Annotated in this window: 21 protein-coding genes and 2 pseudogenes; 18 read left to right on the forward strand and 5 right to left on the reverse strand. The window is 67.2% G+C overall.

Translation table 11 applies throughout. The features are described from left to right. Positions 1-27: 27 nt before the first annotated feature. From ROSELON_RS18460 to lpxB, 7 genes are all read left to right on the forward strand, one after another. A complete protein-coding gene (locus tag ROSELON_RS18460; protein WP_198020756.1) occupies positions 28-165 on the forward strand; it encodes a hypothetical protein in 138 nt (45 codons plus the stop codon). 304 nt (positions 166-469) lie between these two features. Continuing rightward, positions 470-2,767 (forward strand): outer membrane protein assembly factor BamA, encoded by a 2,298-nt coding sequence (gene bamA, locus ROSELON_RS12595; RefSeq protein ID WP_025312714.1) that lies wholly within the window; start codon positions 470-472, stop codon positions 2,765-2,767. Between the two features lie 10 nt (positions 2,768-2,777). Then, positions 2,778-3,431 carry an OmpH family outer membrane protein gene (locus tag ROSELON_RS12600; protein WP_051508415.1) on the forward strand — a complete coding sequence of 218 codons (654 nt, stop codon included), beginning with the start codon at positions 2,778-2,780 and terminating at the stop codon, positions 3,429-3,431. 117 nt (positions 3,432-3,548) lie between these two features. After that, entirely contained in the window at positions 3,549-4,028 is a 480-nt protein-coding gene (gene fabZ, locus ROSELON_RS12605; RefSeq protein WP_025312716.1) for a 3-hydroxyacyl-ACP dehydratase FabZ, read from the forward strand. Next, complete coding sequence (gene lpxA, locus ROSELON_RS12610) at positions 4,028-4,828, forward strand: acyl-ACP--UDP-N-acetylglucosamine O-acyltransferase (RefSeq protein WP_025312717.1); 801 nt, start codon at positions 4,028-4,030, stop codon at positions 4,826-4,828. The genes fabZ and lpxA overlap by 1 nt, the downstream gene beginning before the upstream one ends. 14 nt (positions 4,829-4,842) lie before the next feature. Continuing rightward, positions 4,843-5,625, forward strand: a complete 783-nt coding sequence (locus ROSELON_RS12615; protein WP_025312718.1) for an LpxI family protein — start codon at positions 4,843-4,845, stop codon at positions 5,623-5,625. 2 nt (positions 5,626-5,627) lie between these two features. After that, entirely contained in the window at positions 5,628-6,797 is a 1,170-nt protein-coding gene (gene lpxB, locus ROSELON_RS12620) for a lipid-A-disaccharide synthase (protein ID WP_025312719.1), read from the forward strand. Positions 6,798-6,811: 14 nt separating this feature from the next. Here lpxB and ROSELON_RS12625 read toward each other — a convergent pair whose 3' ends face one another. After that, positions 6,812-7,282, reverse strand: a complete 471-nt coding sequence (locus ROSELON_RS12625; protein ID WP_025312720.1) for a YbaK/EbsC family protein — start codon at positions 7,280-7,282, stop codon at positions 6,812-6,814. Between the two features lie 326 nt (positions 7,283-7,608). Between ROSELON_RS12625 and ROSELON_RS18950 the strand changes: the two genes are divergently transcribed. Genes ROSELON_RS18950 through ROSELON_RS12640 form a run of 4 tightly spaced genes read left to right on the forward strand, consistent with a single transcriptional unit; the run spans position 7,609 to position 11,301 of the window. Further along, a complete protein-coding gene (locus ROSELON_RS18950) occupies positions 7,609-7,737 on the forward strand; it encodes a hypothetical protein (RefSeq protein WP_281172815.1) in 129 nt (42 codons plus the stop codon). After that, complete coding sequence (locus ROSELON_RS12630) at positions 7,734-10,580, forward strand: bifunctional [glutamine synthetase] adenylyltransferase/[glutamine synthetase]-adenylyl-L-tyrosine phosphorylase (protein WP_025312721.1); 2,847 nt, start codon at positions 7,734-7,736, stop codon at positions 10,578-10,580. The genes ROSELON_RS18950 and ROSELON_RS12630 overlap by 4 nt, the downstream gene beginning before the upstream one ends. Continuing rightward, positions 10,561-10,839, forward strand: coding sequence for a hypothetical protein (locus ROSELON_RS12635; RefSeq protein WP_025312722.1), 279 nt, complete (start codon positions 10,561-10,563; stop codon positions 10,837-10,839). The genes ROSELON_RS12630 and ROSELON_RS12635 overlap by 20 nt, the downstream gene beginning before the upstream one ends. 27 nt (positions 10,840-10,866) lie before the next feature. Next, positions 10,867-11,301 carry a hypothetical protein gene (locus ROSELON_RS12640; RefSeq protein ID WP_025312723.1) on the forward strand — a complete coding sequence of 145 codons (435 nt, stop codon included), beginning with the start codon at positions 10,867-10,869 and terminating at the stop codon, positions 11,299-11,301. A gap of 12 nt (positions 11,302-11,313) precedes the next feature. Here ROSELON_RS12640 and ROSELON_RS12645 read toward each other — a convergent pair whose 3' ends face one another. Continuing rightward, positions 11,314-12,318 (reverse strand): GlxA family transcriptional regulator, encoded by a 1,005-nt coding sequence (locus tag ROSELON_RS12645; RefSeq protein ID WP_025312724.1) that lies wholly within the window; start codon positions 12,316-12,318, stop codon positions 11,314-11,316. Positions 12,319-12,492: 174 nt separating this feature from the next. Between ROSELON_RS12645 and ROSELON_RS12650 the strand changes: the two genes are divergently transcribed. Beyond that, on the forward strand, positions 12,493-13,863 hold the full coding sequence (locus ROSELON_RS12650) for a class II 3-deoxy-7-phosphoheptulonate synthase (protein ID WP_025312725.1): 1,371 nt from the start codon (positions 12,493-12,495) through the stop codon (positions 13,861-13,863). 64 nt (positions 13,864-13,927) lie between these two features. Here the strand turns inward: ROSELON_RS12650 and ROSELON_RS18800 are convergent, their stop codons facing one another. Next, positions 13,928-14,200: a hypothetical protein gene (locus tag ROSELON_RS18800; RefSeq protein WP_025312726.1), complete on the reverse strand. Its 273-nt coding sequence runs from the start codon at positions 14,198-14,200 to the stop codon at positions 13,928-13,930. 16 nt (positions 14,201-14,216) lie between these two features. Beyond that, positions 14,217-14,558 (reverse strand): annotated as a pseudogene (locus ROSELON_RS19225) (PAS domain-containing protein); the annotation flags it as partial. Positions 14,559-14,724: 166 nt separating this feature from the next. Here ROSELON_RS19225 and ROSELON_RS12665 point away from each other — a divergent pair. The 3 genes and pseudogenes from ROSELON_RS12665 to ROSELON_RS12675 all read left to right on the forward strand — a co-directional run bounded on the left by ROSELON_RS12665 (position 14,725) and on the right by ROSELON_RS12675 (position 16,813). Next, a complete protein-coding gene (locus tag ROSELON_RS12665) occupies positions 14,725-15,633 on the forward strand; it encodes a YicC/YloC family endoribonuclease (protein ID WP_342665293.1) in 909 nt (302 codons plus the stop codon). 2 nt (positions 15,634-15,635) lie between these two features. Next, positions 15,636-16,292: a guanylate kinase gene (gene gmk / locus ROSELON_RS12670; protein ID WP_025312729.1), complete on the forward strand. Its 657-nt coding sequence runs from the start codon at positions 15,636-15,638 to the stop codon at positions 16,290-16,292. Continuing rightward, positions 16,289-16,813 (forward strand): annotated as a pseudogene (locus ROSELON_RS12675) (gamma carbonic anhydrase family protein). The gene gmk and the pseudogene ROSELON_RS12675 overlap by 4 nt, the downstream one beginning before the upstream one ends. A 24-nt stretch (positions 16,814-16,837) precedes the next feature. Here the strand turns inward: ROSELON_RS12675 and ROSELON_RS12680 are convergent. Then, positions 16,838-17,344, reverse strand: coding sequence for a histidine phosphotransferase family protein (locus ROSELON_RS12680; RefSeq protein ID WP_051508416.1), 507 nt, complete (start codon positions 17,342-17,344; stop codon positions 16,838-16,840). A 139-nt stretch (positions 17,345-17,483) separates the two neighbouring features. Here ROSELON_RS12680 and ROSELON_RS12685 point away from each other — a divergent pair, with 139 nt between their 5' ends. The 3 genes from ROSELON_RS12685 to ROSELON_RS12695 all read left to right on the forward strand — a co-directional run bounded on the left by ROSELON_RS12685 (position 17,484) and on the right by ROSELON_RS12695 (position 19,507). Continuing rightward, positions 17,484-17,669: a DUF3553 domain-containing protein gene (locus tag ROSELON_RS12685; protein ID WP_025312730.1), complete on the forward strand. Its 186-nt coding sequence runs from the start codon at positions 17,484-17,486 to the stop codon at positions 17,667-17,669. 177 nt (positions 17,670-17,846) lie between these two features. Further along, positions 17,847-18,629, forward strand: a complete 783-nt coding sequence (locus ROSELON_RS12690; RefSeq protein WP_025312731.1) for a GNAT family N-acetyltransferase — start codon at positions 17,847-17,849, stop codon at positions 18,627-18,629. Next, a complete protein-coding gene (locus ROSELON_RS12695) occupies positions 18,626-19,507 on the forward strand; it encodes a lysophospholipid acyltransferase family protein (RefSeq protein ID WP_025312732.1) in 882 nt (293 codons plus the stop codon). Before ROSELON_RS12690 ends, ROSELON_RS12695 begins: the two co-directional genes overlap by 4 nt. Position 19,508 lies beyond the last annotated feature (1 nt).

A 19,508-nucleotide genomic window follows, 5' to 3' on the forward strand; every position in this document is an offset into this window, starting at 1 on the left:
TCGGTAACGCCTGCGAAGGAGTGCGCGATGAAACTCATCAACGAAAGCTACCGCGGCCTGTCGCTCGTCATCCGGCTGAACACCGACCGTCTTCTCGTGCCGGTGATGATCGTTGCGGCCCTGACGCTGGCCGGGTGGTTGCTGTCGCTGATGCCGGCCGTCTGAGGCGCAGCTTCGACTCGGGACATCGCGCCGCAATCGGGGCGGCGACCTGTCAAGTCCAGCGCTGTCGAGATCGGGCCGAGGGGCCGATTTCGTGCTTCCATGGCCACAGGTTGTGACAAAGACGGCGCTACACCCAATCCCTGCTTATCATCGTTTTGACAAGCCAATGCCCAATGGCTACGCAGATCACGTCTGCAAGGTTACTGAGGGGTTGGATTCGATGATCCGGCATGTCGGCGCATGGTTCGCAGCGGTTGCTGTACGACTTTTGGCTTTGCAGGGGCGTGCGCCAAGGACTCGGGCCGTGTCGGTCCCGTCGGTCGTGGTGGCAGTCGCGCTGGCCCTGGCGCCGGTCCCGGCCGATGCGCAGAACTTCCGCTTTTCCAATTTCTCGGTCGAGGGCAACACCCGCATTCAGGCCGAAACCATCCTGGCCTATGCCGGCATTGCGCCCGGTGCGACCGTATCGGCGGCGCAGGTGAACGATGCCTTGCAACGGCTTCAGGCTACCGGGTTGTTCGAAGAGGTCGAGATCCTGCCGCGCGGCGGCACACTTGTCATTCAGGTCCGCGAGTATCCGGCCATCAACCGCATCGCGATCGAGGGCAACCGCCGGCTGGATGACGAGGATCTGCTGGCGATGATCGACTCGCAGCCGCGCCGCGTCTACTCGCCCGCCGTGGCCGAGGCCGATGCCGCGACGATTGCCGAAGCCTATCGTCAGTCCGGCCGCCTGACCGCCACCGTCAATCCGGTCATCATCCGTCGGGACGACAACCGCGTGGACCTGGTTTTCGAAGTGGCCGAGGGTCGTGTGGTCGAAACCCAGCGCATCTCCTTCGTCGGTAACCGCGAATACTCGGACCGCCGCCTGCGGCAGGTCCTCGAGAGCACGCAGGCCGGCCTGTTCAATGCGCTCATCCGCTCGGACACCTTCATCGACGACCGCATCGCGCTGGACCGGCAATTGCTGACCGATTTCTACCAGGATCGCGGCTATGTCGACTTCGAGATCCTGTCGGTGACGCCCGAGTTGTCGCGCGACCGGGGCGCCTATTTCGTGACCTTCAACATCCGCGAGGGGCAGAGCTTCGACATCGGTCGCATCTCGGTGGTCTCGGAGATCCCCGAGGCGAATGCTGATCAATATCGCGACGTCATCCGCATCCGCGAGGGTGTCACCTACAGCCCGCGCCTGGTCGACAACACCATCAGCCGGATGGAAAACCTGGCCACGCAGCAGGGTCTGCGCTTTGTCCGGATCGAGCCTCGGGTCACGCGCAACCCCGCCAGCCTGACGCTGGACCTGGAATTCGTGATTTCGCGGGGTGAGCGCGTCTTTGTCGAGCGGATCGACATCGAAGGCAACGCCACGACGCTCGATCGCGTGATCCGCCGCCAGTTCGACACCGTCGAAGGGGATCCGTTCGATCCGCGGGCAATCCGTCAGGCCGCCGAACGCATCCGCGCCACGGGCTTCTTTGCCGATGTGCAGGTCGAGGGTCGCCAGGGCAGCGCGCCCGATCAGGTCGTGGTCGATGTCGATGTCGAAGAGCAGCCCACCGGTTCGCTCGGATTCTCGGCCAGCTATTCGTCCGACACGGGGGCGGGTCTTGCGGTGAACTTCTCCGAGAATAATTTCCTTGGCCGTGGACAACGCCTTGCCTTTGCGTTCAACACCGTGGAAGGCGGGCAAAGCGCCAGCTTCTCCTTCATCGAGCCGAATTTCATGGCACGCGACGTGGGCCTTGGCATGTCGCTCGGCTATAGCCAGACCACCGGGCAGGACCGCGCCTATGATACCGAGGACTACACGCTCGGCACGTCGATCAGCTTCCCGTTGAGCGAGCTTGGCCGCCTGCGCATTTCCTATGACCTCTCGCAGAACGAGATTTCGGACGTGCCCGATGGCTCTTCGGCCATCATCCGCGCCGACGAAGACGCGGGCGCGCGGATCGCCTCGATCCTGGGCATCAGCTATGCCTATGACAGCCGCGATGCCGGCCTGAATCCGAACGCCGGTGTGCGGCTGCAGTTCGGCGCGGAATATGCGGGCCTTGGCGGCGATGCCGAATTCATTCGGGCCCGCGCCCTGGCCATTGCCGAAACCTCGGTGATGCGCGAAGAGGTCAGCCTGCGGGCGACGTTCGAGGGCGGCGCGCTCTACTCGATCGACGGTGACAGCCGCCAGTCGGATCGCTTCTACCTCAGCTCGCGCCAGATGCGTGGTTTCGACACCTATGGCATGGGGCCGCGCGACCTGGCCGCCGACAACGAAGACGCCCTTGGCGGCAATTATTTCGCCGTGGCGCGGTTCGAGGCAGGCTTCCCCCTTGGCCTTCCGGAAGAATACGGGATCACCGGCGGTGTCTTCTATGACATCGGAACGGTTTGGGGCTTGGACAACACCGCGGGCGGCAACGCCGACGGATCGACCAACGGCACCGTGGATGACGACCTGTATTGGCGTCAGGCCATCGGTGTGTCGATCTTCTGGGACACGGTCCTTGGCCCGCTGCGGTTCAACTTCAGCCACGCGCTGGATACCCAGCCCTATGACCGCACGCGCGAGTTCGATTTCACCGTCGAAGCGCGGTTCTGATCGCGGGCTCATGCGACGTTTCGTGAGGATCATGCCGGCCGCCGTCCTGGCGGCCGTGCTGCTTTTCGTTCCGCCCGGCCTTGCGCAGGAGGCGGCCCCGACCGGCGGTATCGCCATTCTCAACCAGGAACGCCTGATTTCGCAGACACTCTATGGCCAGCGCATCCAGCGCGAACTCGAGTTGGCCTCGAACGCGCTTGCGGCTGAAAACCGTCGCATCGAGGGGCAGTTATCCGAGGAAGAGCTGCGCCTGACCGAGTTGCGCGACACGCTGCAGGCCGAGGAGTTTCGCGCCCTTGCCGATGATTTCGACAGCCGCGTCGAGGGCATTCGCGCGGCACAGGATGCCAAGGCACGCGATCTGCAGGACCAGACCGAGATCGCGCAGGCCCGTTTCTTCGAGCTGACACTGCCCATTCTGCTGGACCTCGTGCGGGCGCGCGGGGCGGCGGTGTTGATGGACAGTCGCGCGGTGTTGCTGTCCGCCGACAGCGTCGACATTACCGAGGCGGCCATCACCCGGATCGATGCCGAGTTGGGCGAGGGCGGCGCGCGCCCCCTGATCTCGCTGGATGGCGCGGCATCCGCCGACGCCCCCGACGACGATCCGGGCGCGGACCCCGATGCACCGCCGCCGCCCATCCCGCCGCAGACCGAGCCTTGATGCGCGGCGAGACACCCGCGCTTGCCCGAGGCAGACCAAGTTGCTAAGCCGCGCAGGAACGGGCCGGGCGGCAGTGGCGCCCCGACGCCCCAGATCCGACCCTGAGGAGAGCCGCCGATGAGCCGCACGGCCGATACGCCCACCACCGCCGATATCGAGTTGATCCAGCGCATTCTGCCGCACCGCTACCCGTTTCTTCTGATCGACAAGGTGCGCGATATCGTTCCGTTCAAATCCGCGGTCGGCATCAAGAATGTCACCTATAACGAGCCTCATTTTCAGGGGCATTTTCCGGGCGTTCCGATCATGCCCGGCGTGACCATCGTCGAGGCGATGGCCCAGACCGCGGCGGTGATGGTCGGCGTCAGCTCGAACCTCGCCGACGAGGACCTGCTGGTCTATTTCATGGGCATCGACAAATGCAAGTTCCGCCGCAAGGTCGGCCCCGGCGATGTGTTGGAGCTTGCCATCGACGTGACCCGCGGCAAGCCTGGCGGCAAGGTCTGGAAATTCGCCGCGCGGGCGACGGTCGAGGGCGACGTCGCGGCGGAATGCGAGTTCACCGCGATGATGGACCTGCCCGCCGAGGGCGCGTGATGGCCATCGATCCAAGCGCGCAGGTTCACCCCTCGGCGGTGGTCGAGGATGGGGCCAACATCGGGCCGGGGTGCCGGATCGGGCCGTTTTGCGTTGTGGGGCCCGAGGTGACGCTTGGCCCCGAGGTGGTGCTGAAATCGCATGCGGTTGTCACAGGCTGGACCGAGATCGGCGCGCAAACGGCGATCTTTCCCTTCGCCAATATCGGCGACATCCCGCAGGATCTGAAATACGGCGGCGAACGCACCCGCCTCGTTGTGGGCGCGCGCAACCGGATCCGCGAAGGTGTGACGATGAACACCGGGACCGAGGGCGGCGGCGGTGTCACGCGCATCGGCGATGACGGTCTGTTCATGGCCGGGGCCCATGTGGCCCATGATGCGCAGATCGGGGATCGCGTGATCCTCGTCAACAATGCCTCGGTCGCGGGGCATTGCGTGATCGACGATGACGTGATCATCGGTGGCCTGTCGGGCGTGCATCAATGGGTACGGATCGGGCGGGGGGCCATCATCGGGGCGGTCACGATGGTGACCAACGATGTCATTCCCTACGGGTTGGTGCAGGGCCCCCGCGGCGGCCTGGACGGGCTGAACCTGGTCGGGTTGAAACGCCGCGGCGTGGACCGGGCCGATATCACCGCGCTCAGGGCGGCGTTTCAGGCGCTGGCCCAGGGCGAGGGCGCGTTCCAGGATCGTGCCAAGCGCCTTGGTGACAGCGAGTTGGCCGACAGCGCCTATGTGCGCGAGATCGTCGAGTTCGTGCTGGGCGTCAGCGACCGCTCCTACCTGACGCCCTGAGCGGAGACAGACCCATGGTCAAGCGGGCCATCATTGCGGGAACGGGGGCTTTGCCGGCCTTGCTGCTGGCCGGCTCCCCGGCCCATGTGGTCAGTTTCGACGATGTCCCGCCCGACCTGCCCGGCATGGCCCGCCTGATCCCGGCCCGGTTCGAAAAGCTGGGCAAGCTGTTTTACGACCTGTCGGTCGCCGGGGTGCGCGAGGTGGCCTTTGCCGGGGCGATGTCGCGGCCGGTCCTCGACCCCGGCCAGTTCGACGCCGCCACGGCCGCTCTTGTGCCGCGTCTGACCGCGGCCATGGCGCAAGGCGACGATGCGCTGCTGCGCGATGTCATGGCCTTGTTCGAGGAACGCGGCTTCGCGATTCTGGGGGCGCATCAGATCCGGCCCGACCTGGTGGCCGAGGCCGGGGCCCTGTGCGGCCCGGCGCCGAATGCGGTGGATGTCGCCCGCGCGCGGGCCGTGCTGGACGCGCTTGGCCCGCTGGATGTGGGGCAGGCCGCCATCGCCGCGCAGGGGCAGGTGATCGGCATCGAAACGCTGCAAGGCACCGACGCGCTGTTGCAATATGTCGCCGCCACCGCGCCCGCATCCGGGGGCGTTCTGGTCAAGCGCCCCAAGCCGGGGCAGGATCTGCGGGTCGACATGCCCGCGATCGGCCCGCGCACCGTGCATCTGGCCGCCGAGGCCGGCTTGTCCGCGATCGAGATCGCGGCGGGGGCGGTGTTGCTGCTGGATCGTGCGGCCGTGCTGGAGGCCTGCGCTGAAACGGGCCTGGCCCTGTGGGCGGCGGCGTGAGCTTGCGCGTGTTTCTGGTGGCGGGCGAGCCATCGGGCGACCGGCTGGGGGCCGCGCTGATCCGTGGTCTGAAACAGCTTCATTCAGGGCCGGTCGAGCTGCACGGGATCGGCGGGCCGTTGATGCAGGCCGAGGGGCTGGTCAGCCTGTTCCCGATGGAGGAGTTGTCGGTCATGGGCCTGACCGAGATCGTCCCGCGTTTGCGCAGCCTGCTGGCGCGGGTCAGCCAGACCGCCGAAGCCGTGATCGATCTGAAACCCGATGCGCTGATCACCATCGACAGCCCCGAGTTCTCATTGCGCGTGGCAGCCCGGGTCAAGGCGCGGGCCGAAACCCTGCCGACCATCCATTACGTCGCGCCGACGGTCTGGGCTTGGCGGCCCAAGCGCGCCGCGAAAATGGCGAAATCCATCGACCATGTGCTGGCCCTCCTGCCATTCGAGCCGCCCTATATGGAAGCGGCCGGCATGAGTTGCGATTTCGTCGGCCACCCCGTCACGACCGAGCCGGTCGCGTCCGAGGCCGAGGCCGCGGCCTTTCGCGCGCGCCACGGTATTGCGGACCTTGCGCCCCTGATCCTGGTTCTGCCCGGCTCGCGCCGAGGCGAGGTGGAGCGTCTTGCACCGGTTTTCGGCGCGGGATTGCAGCCGGTTCTGGCCGCACACCCGGCCGCGCGTCTGGTGGTGCCCACGACCGAGGCGGTGGCCGGCGGTCTGCCCGCGAAACTGTCGGATTGGCCCGGCGATCCCATCATCCTCGACCCGCGCGGGCAGGACGGGGGCGCCTTCATGGCCGAGAAACGGGCGGCTTTCGCGGCGGCCGATGTCGCGCTGGCGGCCTCGGGCACGGTCAGCCTGGAACTGGCGGCGACTGCGACACCCATGGTCATCGCCTATGATTTCAGTTGGCTGACGCGCAAGGTCATCGCCTCGATGCTGCGGGTGGATACGGTGACCCTGGTCAATCTGGTGTCCGATACGCGCGCGGTGCCCGAATTTCTCGGGCCCGATTGCCGCGCGGATCGGATCGCGCCGGCCCTGCGACGCCTGATCGAGAATGACGCCGCCCGCAGGGACCAACTGGACGCGATGGCGGCAACCATGCTGCGGCTGGGGCGCGGGGGCGAGGATCCGGGCCTGCGCGCGGCCCGGTCGGTCCTGTCGGTGATCTGACGCGGCCGCCCGTGTCAGGCGGTGAAATCCGCTGCAACCGCTTCCGACAGCCGCAGCAAATCGTCCGGCGCGATGGCGAAGATGTGGCGCGGCGTTCCGGCGGCGGCATAGACGCGGTCGAACGCCAACAGGCGCGGGTCGAACCACGCGCGGATGGGCGACAGGTGCCCAACCGGCGCCACGCCCCCGATCACGAACCCGGTCTGGGCCCGGATCAGCGCGGCATCGGCCTTGCCCAGGGGCTCGCCGGCCAGCGCCGTGGCCTTGGCATCGTCGACGCGGTTGCCGCCCGCGGTGACGAACAGAACTGCGGTGCCGTGATCCTCGGCGCGGAAGATGATGGATTTCGCGATCTGGTCGATCTCGCATCCGGCCGCGCGCGCGGCCTCGGCGGCGGTGCGGGTCCCTTCGGCCATTTCGACGATCTCGGCCCCGATCCCCGCGGCCTCCAGTGCCTGTTTCACACGTTTCAAGCTTTTGGACATCGCTACACCCCTTGTCGTCGCGCGCCGACCCTTGCAAGGTCGTCCCCGGGCTGCAAGCCACAAGAAAGGGGGGCGCTTGGACGACGCCACGAAAACCGCGTTGCGGCGGGCCGAATGCGCCGTGTGGGAGGCCCTGCGCCGCGGCGATGTCGAGACGGACAAGGCCTTGTCGTCGGACGATTTCCTGGGCGTTTACCCGGATGGGTTCGCCGGGCGCTCAGCCCATGTCGATCAGCTGTCCTTTGGTCCCTCGATCGTGGCATACGAGATCACCGAGGATCACGTGCGCCCCCGTTGGGGTCGGGCACTATCTCTATGCCTATCGCGTGCGCTATGCGCGGCCCGGCCACACGCCCGACACCATGCTGGTCAGCTCGATCTGGCGGCTCGAACAGGGGCGCCTTGTGAACATCTTCAGCCAAGACACGCCCCTGACGGGCAAGCAAGTGCCATGAGTTTCGCAAATCGCATCACGCGCCATCCGATCGCCCACGCCCCCGACCGCGGGGCCGAGGCCCTTGCCCATCTGCACGATCTGGCGCCCGAGTTGCGTCCGCTGATCCAAGGGACAGCCGGCTGCTCCCCCTATCTGGCGGGTCTTATGGCCAAGGACGGCCATTGGCTGTCGCATGCCCTGACCGAGCCGCCCGAGGACACCATCGCCACCCTGATCAAGGAGGCGGGCGAGTTGTCGCTCAAAGACCTCGCGCCCGGTTTGCGGCAGTTGAAGCGGCGCGCGGCGCTGATCGTGGCGCTGGCCGATCTGGGCGGCGTCTGGGCGTTGCACACGGTCACGCAGGCCTGGACGGATTTCGCCGATGCCTGTGTGCAGGCCGCACTGCACCGCCATGTCGCGGCCGAGGCCAAGCGCGGCAAGATCCCCGGCGTGACCGAGGACCAGGCCCTTGCGGATGCGGGCGGCATGGTGGCGCTGGCGATGGGCAAGATGGGCGCGGGCGAGTTGAATTATTCCTCGGATATCGACCTGATCTGCCTGTTCGATGAAACCCGCTTCGACGACGCCGACGAGATGGAGGCGCGCGCGGGCTTCATCCGGGCCACGCGCAAGATGGCCGCCGCCCTGTCGGACAACACGGCCGAGGGTTACGTGTTTCGCACCGACCTGCGCCTGCGGCCCGACGCATCCGTCACGCCCGTCTGCATCTCGATGGCCGCCGCCGAACGCTATTACGAGGCCGAGGGGCGCAGCTGGGAACGCTCGGCCTATATCAAGGCCCGCGCGGCGGCGGGCGACATCGCGGCGGGCGAGCGGTTTCTCGACACGCTGACGCCCTTTGTCTGGCGGCGGCATCTCGACTTCGCGATGGTGCAAGACACGATGGACATGCGCCGCCGCATCCGCGAGCACAAGGGCCTGCATCGCGGCAGCGGGGCGATCGTTCTGGAAGGCCACAACATGAAACTGGGCGCGGGCGGCATCCGCGAGATCGAGTTTTTCGCCCAGACACGGCAATTGGTGGCCGGGGGGCGCGACGACAGCCTGCGCCAGCGCCGTACGGTCAAGGCGCTTCAGGCGCTGGCCCGCGCGGGCTGGATCGAGGGCGCAGCCGCGGGCGATCTGGCCAAGTTGTACGTCCAGCACCGTGAAATCGAACACCGGTTGCAGATGATCGATGATGCCCAGACCCACAGCCTGCCGAAATCGGCCGAAGGGTTCGACCGGCTGGCGCGGTTTTGCGGCGAGGCCGACACCGAGGCGTTTCGCGATCAGCTCTCTGCCCGTCTGGAGCAGACCGAAGAGATCTGCGGCGCCTTCTTTGCACCGACCGGGCGCGAAAAGGCCGATGGTCCCTCGGAGATTTCCCAGGAGGCCGCCGAGATCGTCGCGCGCTGGCCTGGTTACGCCGCGTTGCGCTCCGTGCGGGGGCAGGAGATTTTCGAACGCCTCAAGCCCGGCTTCCTGGCCCGCTTCGGCAAGGCCGCCAAACCGCTCGAGGCGCTGCAGAATTTCGACGGGTTCCTGCGCGGGCTGCCCGCCGGGGTGCAACTTTTCTCGCTGTTCGAGGCCAACCCGCCCCTGGTCGATCTGATCGTCGATATCTGCGCCACTGCGCCGGGCCTGTCGCAGTATCTGTCGCGGCATTCGGCGGTTCTGGACGCGGTGCTGGACGGGCGCTTTTTTGCCCCATGGCCGGGGCGGGCGGAACTCGTGGCCGATCTCGGCGCGGCGCTCGAGGGGCTCGATTACGAAGACCGGCTGGACGAGACGCGCCGCTGGCAGAAGGAATGGCATTTTCGCACCGGCGTTCATCAGTTGCGCGGCATGATCGATGCCGAGACCGCCGGCGCGCATTACACCGATCTGGCCGATGCGGTCCTGATCGCGCTGTGGCCGGCGGTCTGCGACGAGATCGCCCGCCGCCATGGTCCCGCGCCTGGACGCGGCGGGGCGGTGGTGGCCATGGGCAGTCTGGGCTCGGGTCGGATGACGGCGGCCTCGGATCTCGACCTGATCGTGATCTACGACGCCGGCGGCGTCGAGATGACCGAGGGGCGGCGCCCGCTGGATGCGCGCGGCTGGTTCGCCAAGGCGACCAAGGCGCTTGTCACCGCGCTCTCGGCGCCGACCGCGGCGGGCAAGCTCTATGATGTGGACATGCGCCTGCGGCCGTCTGGCCGGCAGGGGCCCGTGGCCACCGCCTTGTCCGCCTTCGACCGCTACCAGCGCGAGGAGGCGTGGACATGGGAGCACATGGCCCTGACCCGCGCGCGGGCGGTGGCGGGGGAGGCGTCGTTGCAAGCGGATATCGAAACGATCCGGGCCGCCGTGATCCAGGACAAGGCCGATGCCGCCCGTGTCCTCCCCGATGCGGCCGAGATGCGCGCCCGGCTTGCGGCGGCCGGGCGCAAGGGCGGCACCTGGCAGGTCAAGGACGGCCCCGGCGGGATGCAGGATATCGAGCTGGTGTCCCAGGCCGCAGCCCTGATCGCCGGTGTGCCGCTGCGCCCGGTGTCCGACCAGATCCGGGCCGGGGCCGAGATCGGATGGCTGTCGCAAGGCGCGGCCGACACATTGTGCGCGGGGCATCTGCTGTTTGCCACGGTAAACCAGTCCATGCGCCTGGTGACCGATGACGCCTTCGACCCCGATCAGGTGGGGGCGGGCGCGCGCGCCTTTGTGTCGGAACAGGCCGGCATGCCGGACGCGGCGGCGCTGGCCGGCCAGCTCGACAGCTTGCGCGCCAGCGCGGTCAGCGTGATTGACGCAGCGCTGGAATGCCATGACAGTGACCGCATCACCGCAAAGGCCGCACCCCATGCCGACCCGACCGATTGACCCCTACGACCCGAAGGGTCTCGTCTTCGAAGCGTTCCGCATCGAGGGGATCACCGATGACGAATGCCGCTCGATCCTTGTGGACTGGGCGCTGTCGGTGACGGCGGCGGACATGCGTGACCCCATCGCGGCCCTGATCGCCCGGCACGCCGAAGCCCCGGCCGATCACCCGATGCACAAGGTTCTGGCCGAAGGGCTGGAGCACCCGCCGATGCCGCGCCGACGCGGTGGCCGCCGCGCCCGGCTGGCCGACTCGTGATCCCCGACCATCCTAAGGAGTGCCCAGATGGCCCGACTGTTTTCCGCCCTTGCCCTTGTCCTGTCGCTGGTGGCGACATCACCGGCCCTGGCCCAGACCCCCGGCTCGGGCATGTTCGCCAGTTACGAGCAGATGCGGGCGACCCTCGATCAGCTGATGAGCACGCGCCAGATCACGCAATTGCTGACCATGTTCGGCGGGGCCGATGAAATCAGCCAGGCCGACATGGCCCAGATCGAGGGGCAGGTCCGCGCGCTGTTCCCGCGCGATTTCACCGGCAATGCCGTCATGCTGCGCCAGCCGATGGGCGGCGGGTTCCAGCAGGAACTGATCGCCTATTGGGAGGGGGGGACGAATTACATCTATGCCCGGCTTCTGTTTCATACGCGGCCCGAGGGGGGCGTGGTGGCGCTGAACATGACCTTCAACAGCGATCCCGACGTTCTGATCCCGTTGTTCTGAGGGGGCGGCGCGTCAGCTTTCGGTCTCTGTCTTGCGGTGCGCCTGCGACCCACGTTCGCGATAGGGCGTGGTGTCGTAATGCGCCCGGTAGCATTTCGAGAAATGCGACGGGCTGGCAAAGCCGCAGGCCATGGCGACATTGATGACACTCATGTCGGTCTGCATCAGCAGGTTGCGCGCCTTGGCCAGCCGCAACTCCATGTAGTAGCGCTTGGGCGAGCGGTTGAGGTAGCGGCGGAACAGCCGCTCGAGTTGCCGGGTCGACATGCCGACCTGCGTGGCCAGTTGCGCGGGGCTGATCGGGTCTTCGATGTTCTGTTCCATCATCCGGATGACCTGCCCCAGCTTGGGGTGGCGCACGCCGATGCGGGTCGGGATCGACAGGCGCTGCGTGTCCTGATCGGTGCGGATCGAGGTATAGATCAACTGATCGGCCACCAGATTGGCCAGATCCTCGCCATGATCCTGCGCGATGATCTTGAGCATCAGGTCGATCGAGGCCGTGCCGCCGGCGGTGGTGATGCGCTTGCCGTCGATGACGAAGACCGACTTGGTCAGCATCACCTCTTCGAATTCCTCGGCGAAACTGTCCTGGTTTTCCCAGTGGATCGTGGCGCGCTTGCCATCCAGCAGCCCCGCCTTGGCCAGCGTGTAGCCCGCGGTGCATAAGCCGCCGATCACCGGGCCCTTGCGCGCCTCGCGGCGCAGCCAGCCGATGACGCGCTTTGTGGTAGCGCCCTGCACGTCGATGCCGCCGCACACGAGGATAGTATCGTCGCGGTTGATCTCTTCGAGATCGCAGTCGAGCTTGAAGCTGATGCCGGCGCTGCATTCGGCGAATTCGCCGCCTTCACCGGCCAGAACCCAGCTGTAAAGCGGGCGGCCCGACATGCGGTTGGCGATGCGCAAGGCTTCGACGGCGCTGGAAAAACACAGCATTGTGAAGCGGTCGAGCAGCACGAACACGAAGCGGCGCGGCGATGACGCCTGCTGGATCGGATCGACTGGCTCGCCCATGTCTGCCTCGCGCCTCCTGTTGTCGGGTCCGTGTGCCCACGCGGTTTCAGCTCGGTTTTTTAGCGAAGCACCAATTTTGACCGGGCGCAATCCCCGGTCGGTCGCAAATGCGGGATTGGCCCGCGTCCTCACCTCCAGTATAGACACGGTTCGTGAGACAAGCGGAGAGCGGCCATGACCACGCAGCCCTGGAGCAAATCGAACTGGCGCGAGAAACCTCGGGTGCAGATGCCCGACTATGCCGACGCCGCGGCCCTGGCCGAGGTCGAGGCCCAGCTTGGCAAGTATCCGCCCCTCGTTTTCGCCGGCGAGGCGCGGCGCCTGCGTGACGAGTTGGCCGCGGCCAGCCGGGGCGAGGCGTTCCTGCTGCAGGGCGGGGACTGCGCCGAAAGCTTTGCCGAGTTTTCCGCCGACACCATTCGCGACACGTTCAAGGTGATGCTGCAGATGGCGATGGTGCTGACCTATGGCGCCAAGGTGCCGGTGGTGAAGGTCGGCCGCATGGCCGGTCAGTTCGCCAAGCCGCGCAGCGCGCCGACCGAGGTGGTCGATGGTGTCGAGATGCCCTCCTACAAGGGCGACATCATCAACGACATCGCGCCCACGCTCGAGGCGCGCAGCCCGAACCCGATGCGCATGTTGCAGGCCTATACGCAGGCCGCGGCCTCGCTCAACCTGTTGCGCGCCTTCTCGACGGGGGGATTTGCGGACATCCATCGCGTGCATAGCTGGACGCTGGGGTTCACCGACGGCGACGATGCCGAGCGCTACCGCGATCTGGCCAACCGGATTCAGGACAGCCTCGATTTCATGACGGCGGCGGGCCTGACGGGGGACACCAATCACGAACTCAGCACGGTCGATTTCTACACCAGCCACGAGGCGCTGCTGCTGGAATACGAAGAGGCGCTGTGCCGCCTCGACAGCACGTCGGGCAAATGGCTGGCCGGATCGGGGCACATGATCTGGATCGGCGACCGCACCCGCCAGCCCGATGGCGCCCATGTCGAATTCTGCCGCGGCGTGCAGAACCCCATCGGCCTGAAATGCGGGCCGAGCACGACCGCAGAGGACCTGAAGGTGCTGATGGCCAAGCTGAACCCCGCAAACCAGGCCGGACGCCTGACGCTTATCGCGCGCTTCGGCGCGGGAAAGGTCGGCGATCACCTGCCGCGTCTGATCAAGACCGTGCAGGAGGAAGGCGCCAACGTGCTGTGGTGCTGCGATCCGATGCATGGCAACGTCATCAAGTCCTCGACCGGGTACAAGACGCGGCCCTTCGACTCGATCCTGCGCGAGGTGCAGGAGTTTTTCGGCATCCACCGCGCCGAGGGCACGGTGCCGGGCGGTGTGCATTTCGAGATGACAGGCAAGGATGTCACCGAATGCACCGGCGGCATGCGCGCGCTCAGCGACGAGGACCTGTCCTCGCGTTATCACACGGCCTGCGATCCGCGCCTGAACGCCAGCCAGTCGCTGGAACTGGCCTTCCTCGTGGCCGAGGAGTTGCAGCAAAGCCGCGATGCGTTGCGCGCCGCCGGCTGAGCCTGTCACATCCGCGAATAACGGGAAAACCGCGTCGCCGCAGGGCACGCGGTTTTTTCACGACTTACCGTTTGCCGCCCTGGATGACACGCAGGCGCGGCCCCGCCTGTGCGCGCGCGGTTTCGGGGGTCACGGGCTGGCCGGCAGACAGCGCAACCCGCGTCATCTGTGCGATCCGCCAGCGGCAGGGCGGCGGCCCCGAGACACGGCAGGCGCCTTCGCCCAGTACGCACAGGGCCTGACACAACTCGCCACGCGCATCGCTCAGGGGAAGAATGGCCATCTGGGTCGTGACCGGCGCGGCGCTGCGCTCTGCCGCCGCCGAGACCGTCGCCAACACAGGCGGGGGGTGCAAAGGCCGCTTCGACCTCGGCTGTCAGGCGTGGCCGGTCCCGCCGGTCGAACAGGCAGCGCAGCGGCATGCCATGCAGCTCCATCCCCATCAGCCGGGTGATGCGCCCACCCACGAGGCGCAGGCGCAGCGTGCCGGGGCGTGGCCGCGCGATCAGGGCGGCATGGCCCAGGATATCGGCCATCTCCGCCGGGTCGAGATCATGGCGCGCCGGGACGATCCTGCCAGCCCGCCGCGTGTCCCAGTACCGCAGCGCATCGCGCAAGATCGCATCGCCATAGCGCGGCGGGATCATCGCGTGTGTCCGGGCACGCTCGGATGGTGGTGGTTTTGGGGTTTCCATGGCCTTGCCTCCTTCCGGGATCGGGGTGGCCGTCGCATCGCGCCTCCGAGACCCACAAGGGCCGATCGGGGTCCGGTCGGGGGCCTTGCTTGACCATGGGGGCGTTTTCCTTTCCCATTCCTTAATAGCTTGGATTAATTTTTAGGGGCAGGGGGAGAGTTAAGCATTGGTTAACGATACCGAGGGGCACGGCGCCATCGCGTCGATGACGGGCTACGCGGCGCGCGAAGGCGGGGACGGGGCCATGGGCTGGTCGTGGGAGTTGCGCAGCGTGAATGCCCGTGGCCTCGACATCCGCCTGCGTCTGCCCGAGGGTTTGGGCGCGATCGAGGCGCCGCTGCGCAAGATGCTGTCCGCGCGTCTGTCGCGCGGATCGGTCGCCCTGGGCCTGCGCCTGGCGCGCAGCGGCCTGCCCGGCGCAGGTGGGCCGAGTGCCGAGGCGCTGGATCATGCCCTTCACGCGCTTGCGCAGATCCGCGTCGCGGCCGAGGCGCGCGGCATGCCGCTGGCCGACCCCAGCGCGGCCGATATCCTGTCGCTGCGCGGCGTGGGCGACAGCGCCGACGGGGCGGGCCTGCCATCTGCGGACCGGCTCCTGGCCGATGCCACGCCCCTGATCGACGCCTTCGTCGAGATGCGCCGCACCGAAGGCGCGGCGCTCGCGGGCGTGCTGGCCGCCCAGATCGACCAGATCGCGGATCTGACCGAACAGGCCGCCAAGGCGGCCGCCGCCCGGACCGAAACCCAGGTCGATACGTTTCGCGCCAACCTGGCGAAATTGGTCGAGGCCAGCGACCTCGACGAGGCGCGTCTGGCGCAGGAACTGGCGCTTCTGGCCGTGAAATCCGACGTCACCGAGGAAATCGACCGTCTGCGGGCGCATATCGCGGCCGCGCGCGCGTTGCTGGCCGGTGGCGGCCCGGTCGGCCGCAAGCTCGATTTCCTGATGCAGGAGTTCAATCGCGAGGCCAACACGCTGTGTTCGAAATCCGGCGACGCCGCGCTGACGGCCATCGGGCTTGACCTGAAACTCGCCATCGACCAGACCCGCGAACAGGTTCAGAACGTGGAGTGAGCATGGCCTCCGACATCGTTGCCCGGCGCGGGCTGTTGATCATCCTGTCCTCTCCATCCGGCGCCGGCAAATCCACGTTGGCCCGGCGGCTGATGGAGTGGGACCCGACGCTGAGCTTTTCGGTTTCGGCCACCACGCGCAGGCCGCGCCCCGGCGAGGTGGATGGCCAAGACTACCGGTTCTTGTCCGAGGCGGCCTTCAAGTCCATGGTCGCCGAAGGCGCGATGCTGGAACACGCCCATGTCTTTGGCAATTTCTACGGCTCGCCCATGGCGCCGGTCGCCACGGCCATTGAAAGCGGCTGCGACGTGCTGTTCGACATCGACTGGCAGGGCGCGCAACAGATCCGCAATTCGGCCCTGGGGCGGCACACCTTGTCGATCTTCATCCTGCCGCCCTCGATCGCCGAGTTGAAACGGCGGCTGATTTCGCGCGGGCAGGATGGCGATGAGGTGATCGCCAAGCGCATGCAGAAAAGCTGGGATGAGATCAGCCATTGGGACGGGTATGATTACGTTCTGGTCAACGACGACCTGGACGCGACATTCGATCGGTTGAAAACGATTGTCACCGCGGAACGGTTGCGGCGGGCGCAGCAGCCGGGCCTGGCCGGCCATGTCCGCCAGTTGCATGATGAATTCGAGGAGGGCGCCGCATGATCTATGAACTGGACGGAATCGCACCCGAGCTGGCCGAGGATACCTGGGTCGCCCCGGATGCGAATCTGATCGGCCGCGTCGTGCTCGAGGCCGGGGCCTCAGTCTGGTTCGGCGCGACCTTGCGCGGCGACAACGAAGAGATCCGTATCGGCGTGGGGTCGAACGTGCAGGAGAACAGCGTGTTTCACACCGATATGGGCTATCCGCTGCAGGTCGGTCGTGACTGCACCATCGGCCACAAGGCGATGCTGCATGGCTGCACCATCGGGGACGGGTCGCTGATCGGCAGTGGGGGCGACGGTGCTCAATGGCGCGCGGATCGGGCGGGGGTGCCTGAGTCGGGGCCGGTGCGTTGATACCCCGAAGGAAAAGAGATCCCCGACGGATCGCTTGTCATGGGCATGCCGGGCAAGATCGTGCGCAGCCTCGATGCGGCGGCGCAAGGCGACCTGCTCGGCTCGGCCGCGCATTACCGCGACCGGATGCGCCGGTTTCGCGAGGGTCTGCGCCCGATCGGGTGATGCGGGTGACGCAGGCCCCGCCAGCTAGCGGGTCGCCATGCGCAGGACAGGCTCATCGGCGACGAAATTGATCGTCAGGTTCATGTCCTCGGCCAGGGTGTGCAGCGCGAGAAACTGCACCTCGGCCGGGCGCAGGGCCCGGCCAGCCCCGCCAGCCCCGAACCGCAGCACGGACCACAGCGGTTCATCCAGCACCAGGCGCGGCCCCTCGGCCATAAGCTGCCATGCGCCGGGGCCGGTCGCCTCAAACGCCAGCGTTCCCCCCATGGGCAAGGCGCGGTCGGCGCAGAGGGCCATCAGATAGGCCAGCTTCACCTCGCGGCGGGGCAGGTCGCGTGTCACGCTCAGTGCGGGGGACAGGCGGCTGGTGCGATAGTATCCCTCCAGGGTGCCGATGGCCTCGCGCGGGCTGGTCAGCTGCTGCGCGTTGGCCGCGCCAAAGGCGAGCCGAAAGAAGCGCACCCGGGCCTGCGCATCCGTCACGGCGTCACGGATCAGGTCCATCTCGGGGCCGTCGGCCGTCCCCGTCATGCCCAGAAGCTCGACCCCACTTGCCGATCGCGCCAAGCGGGTTACTTAGGTCGTGACACAGACGCGAGCCGATCAGGTCGGCCAGGCTTTGCCCGGTCTGGGCGGGATATGCGTGATCATCCATCATGAAAGGGGCCTCATGTCCGACTCGGTCAATGCAATTCTGGAACCGGGAATGTTCGTGCGCCACCCCGACCGGCCAGATTGGGGATTGGGGCAGGTCCAGTCCAACATCGCCGACCGGATCACGGTGAATTTCGAGAACGAGGGAAAGGTCGTGATTGACGGCCGCCGCGTGACGCTGATCATGGAATTCCTCCCGTAAGGGTCGCCGGATCTCCGGTTCTTGGCTCACCCTAGGCGCGAGCGGTTAACACGAGTTTAACATGGCGCGGCGCTGCGGCCCATCGCCATCGCTTGCACAGGTCTGCCCGTCTCGGGTAACCCCTCAGCAACCGCGCGGCCTCCGCGTGCCAGATCCAAATACCCGAGCCGCCCCGAGATGCAGATCGACGACAGCCATTTCGAACTGCGCCTGGCCCGCGATGCGCAGGACCGGCGCGCGGCGCAGCGGCTGCGCTACGAGGTCTTCGTCGCCGAATTGGGTGGCGACGGGCCGCTTGTCGATCATGCCGCCCGGCTCGAGGCGGACCGTTTCGATCCCTATTTCGATCACCTGCTGCTTCTGGATCACCGCCGCACGGGCGACGATCAGGTGGTCGGCGTCTACCGGGTCATGCGCCTCGATCAGGCCGAGGCGGCGGGCCAATTCTATTCCGAGGATGAATATGACCTGACCCCGCTGCGTCGGTCGGGGCGGCCCCTGCTGGAGCTTGGCCGCTCCTGCGTGCATCGCGACTATCGCGGCGGCACGGCGATGATGCATCTGTGGAACGGTCTTGCGGCCTATATCGCCGCGCATGACATCGAGGTCATGTTCGGCGTCGCCAGCTTTCATGGCACCGATCCCGCGCCCCTGGCCGCGCCGCTGTCGCTGTTGCATCACCGCCACCTCGCGCCGCCCGATATCCGGCCGGCCGCCCGTCCGCCCGGGGCGACGCGGATGGACCTGATCGGGGCCGAGGCCCTCGACCGGCCCGCTGCGATCCGCTCCATGCCGGCCCTGATCAAGGCCTATCTTCGGCTGGGCGGCTTTGTGGGCGAGGGGGCCTTCATCGACCGCGCCTTCAACTGCATCGACGTTTGCCTGGTGATGGATGTGGCCCGCATGTCCGAAAAGCACCGCGCGATCTATCAGCGCGGCGCCGGGGTCGCGGTACCATGAGCGTGACCTGGACGGATGACGCGCCGCCGCCGCCACAGCGCCGCCTTGCCCTTGGCGATTGGCTGCGCGTTGCCCGGCGGGGCGGCGCGATCCTGGTCACGCTGATGATCTGTTTTCCGTTGCTGTTGCTCTTGCGGGTGCCCGAGCGGGCGCTGTTCGGGTTGAACCGCCCGGTGACGCCCTGGATCACCCAGGCCGTCTGCGTGCTGGCCTGCCGGTTCATGGGGCTGCGCCGCAAGGTGATCGGCCAGCCGATGCCGCAGCGCGGGGCGTTCGTGGCCAACCATTCCACTTGGCTGGATATTTTCGTGCTGAATGCCGGCAAACGGCTCTATTTCGTCTCCAAGGCCGAGGTGGCGGGATGGGCGGGCATCGGCTGGCTGGCGCGGGGCACCGGCACCGTGTTCATCCGCCGCGACCGGCGCAGCGAGGCCGCCGCCCAGACCCGGATGTTCGAGGATCGGCTGCGCGCGGGGCACAAGCTCTTGTTCTTTCCCGAGGGCACCTCGACCGACGGGCGGCGGGTTCTGCCGTTCAAGACCACGCTTTTCGCGGCGTTTCTGTCCGACCGTCTGCGCGATATCCTGTGGGTGCAGCCAATCAGCTTGCACTACCACGCCCCGCACGGGGCGGATGCGCGATTCTACGGGTGGTGGGGCGATATGGAGTTCGGCGCAAACCTGCTGCAGGTGCTGGCCGCGCCACGGCAGGGCTGGGTCGAGCTGCGCTATGGCACGCCCCTGAAAGTCAGCGATTTCGAGGATCGCAAAGCCCTGGCCCGCGCGGCCGAACGGGCGGTGCGCGCCGGTTACGACCAGGGCCGGTCGCCTGACGACGGCGGGGCAAAGGGCGGCACCCGATCGACCAAGTCGGTTTGAC

Origin of the sequence: Roseibacterium elongatum DSM 19469, assembly GCF_000590925.1 — a bacterium.
GTDB lineage: Bacteria > Pseudomonadota > Alphaproteobacteria > Rhodobacterales > Rhodobacteraceae > Roseibacterium > Roseibacterium elongatum.

Coding starts and splice junctions, on each gene's coding strand:
- ROSELON_RS18460 (WP_198020756.1), top strand. CDS start 28: ATGAAACTCATCAACGAAAGCTACCGCGGCCTGTCGCTCGTCATCCGG.
- ROSELON_RS12600 (WP_051508415.1), top strand. CDS start 2,778: ATGCGACGTTTCGTGAGGATCATGCCGGCCGCCGTCCTGGCGGCCGTG.
- fabZ (WP_025312716.1), top strand. CDS start 3,549: ATGAGCCGCACGGCCGATACGCCCACCACCGCCGATATCGAGTTGATC.
- lpxA (WP_025312717.1), top strand. CDS start 4,028: ATGGCCATCGATCCAAGCGCGCAGGTTCACCCCTCGGCGGTGGTCGAG.
- ROSELON_RS12615 (WP_025312718.1), top strand. CDS start 4,843: ATGGTCAAGCGGGCCATCATTGCGGGAACGGGGGCTTTGCCGGCCTTG.
- ROSELON_RS12625 (WP_025312720.1), bottom strand. CDS start 7,282: ATGTCCAAAAGCTTGAAACGTGTGAAACAGGCACTGGAGGCCGCGGGG.
- ROSELON_RS12630 (WP_025312721.1), top strand. CDS start 7,734: ATGAGTTTCGCAAATCGCATCACGCGCCATCCGATCGCCCACGCCCCC.
- ROSELON_RS12635 (WP_025312722.1), top strand. CDS start 10,561: ATGCCGACCCGACCGATTGACCCCTACGACCCGAAGGGTCTCGTCTTC.
- ROSELON_RS12640 (WP_025312723.1), top strand. CDS start 10,867: ATGGCCCGACTGTTTTCCGCCCTTGCCCTTGTCCTGTCGCTGGTGGCG.
- ROSELON_RS12645 (WP_025312724.1), bottom strand. CDS start 12,318: ATGGGCGAGCCAGTCGATCCGATCCAGCAGGCGTCATCGCCGCGCCGC.
- ROSELON_RS12650 (WP_025312725.1), top strand. CDS start 12,493: ATGACCACGCAGCCCTGGAGCAAATCGAACTGGCGCGAGAAACCTCGG.
- gmk (WP_025312729.1), top strand. CDS start 15,636: ATGGCCTCCGACATCGTTGCCCGGCGCGGGCTGTTGATCATCCTGTCC.
- ROSELON_RS12680 (WP_051508416.1), bottom strand. CDS start 17,344: ATGACGGGGACGGCCGACGGCCCCGAGATGGACCTGATCCGTGACGCC.
- ROSELON_RS12685 (WP_025312730.1), top strand. CDS start 17,484: ATGTCCGACTCGGTCAATGCAATTCTGGAACCGGGAATGTTCGTGCGC.
- ROSELON_RS12690 (WP_025312731.1), top strand. CDS start 17,847: ATGCAGATCGACGACAGCCATTTCGAACTGCGCCTGGCCCGCGATGCG.
- ROSELON_RS12695 (WP_025312732.1), top strand. CDS start 18,626: ATGAGCGTGACCTGGACGGATGACGCGCCGCCGCCGCCACAGCGCCGC.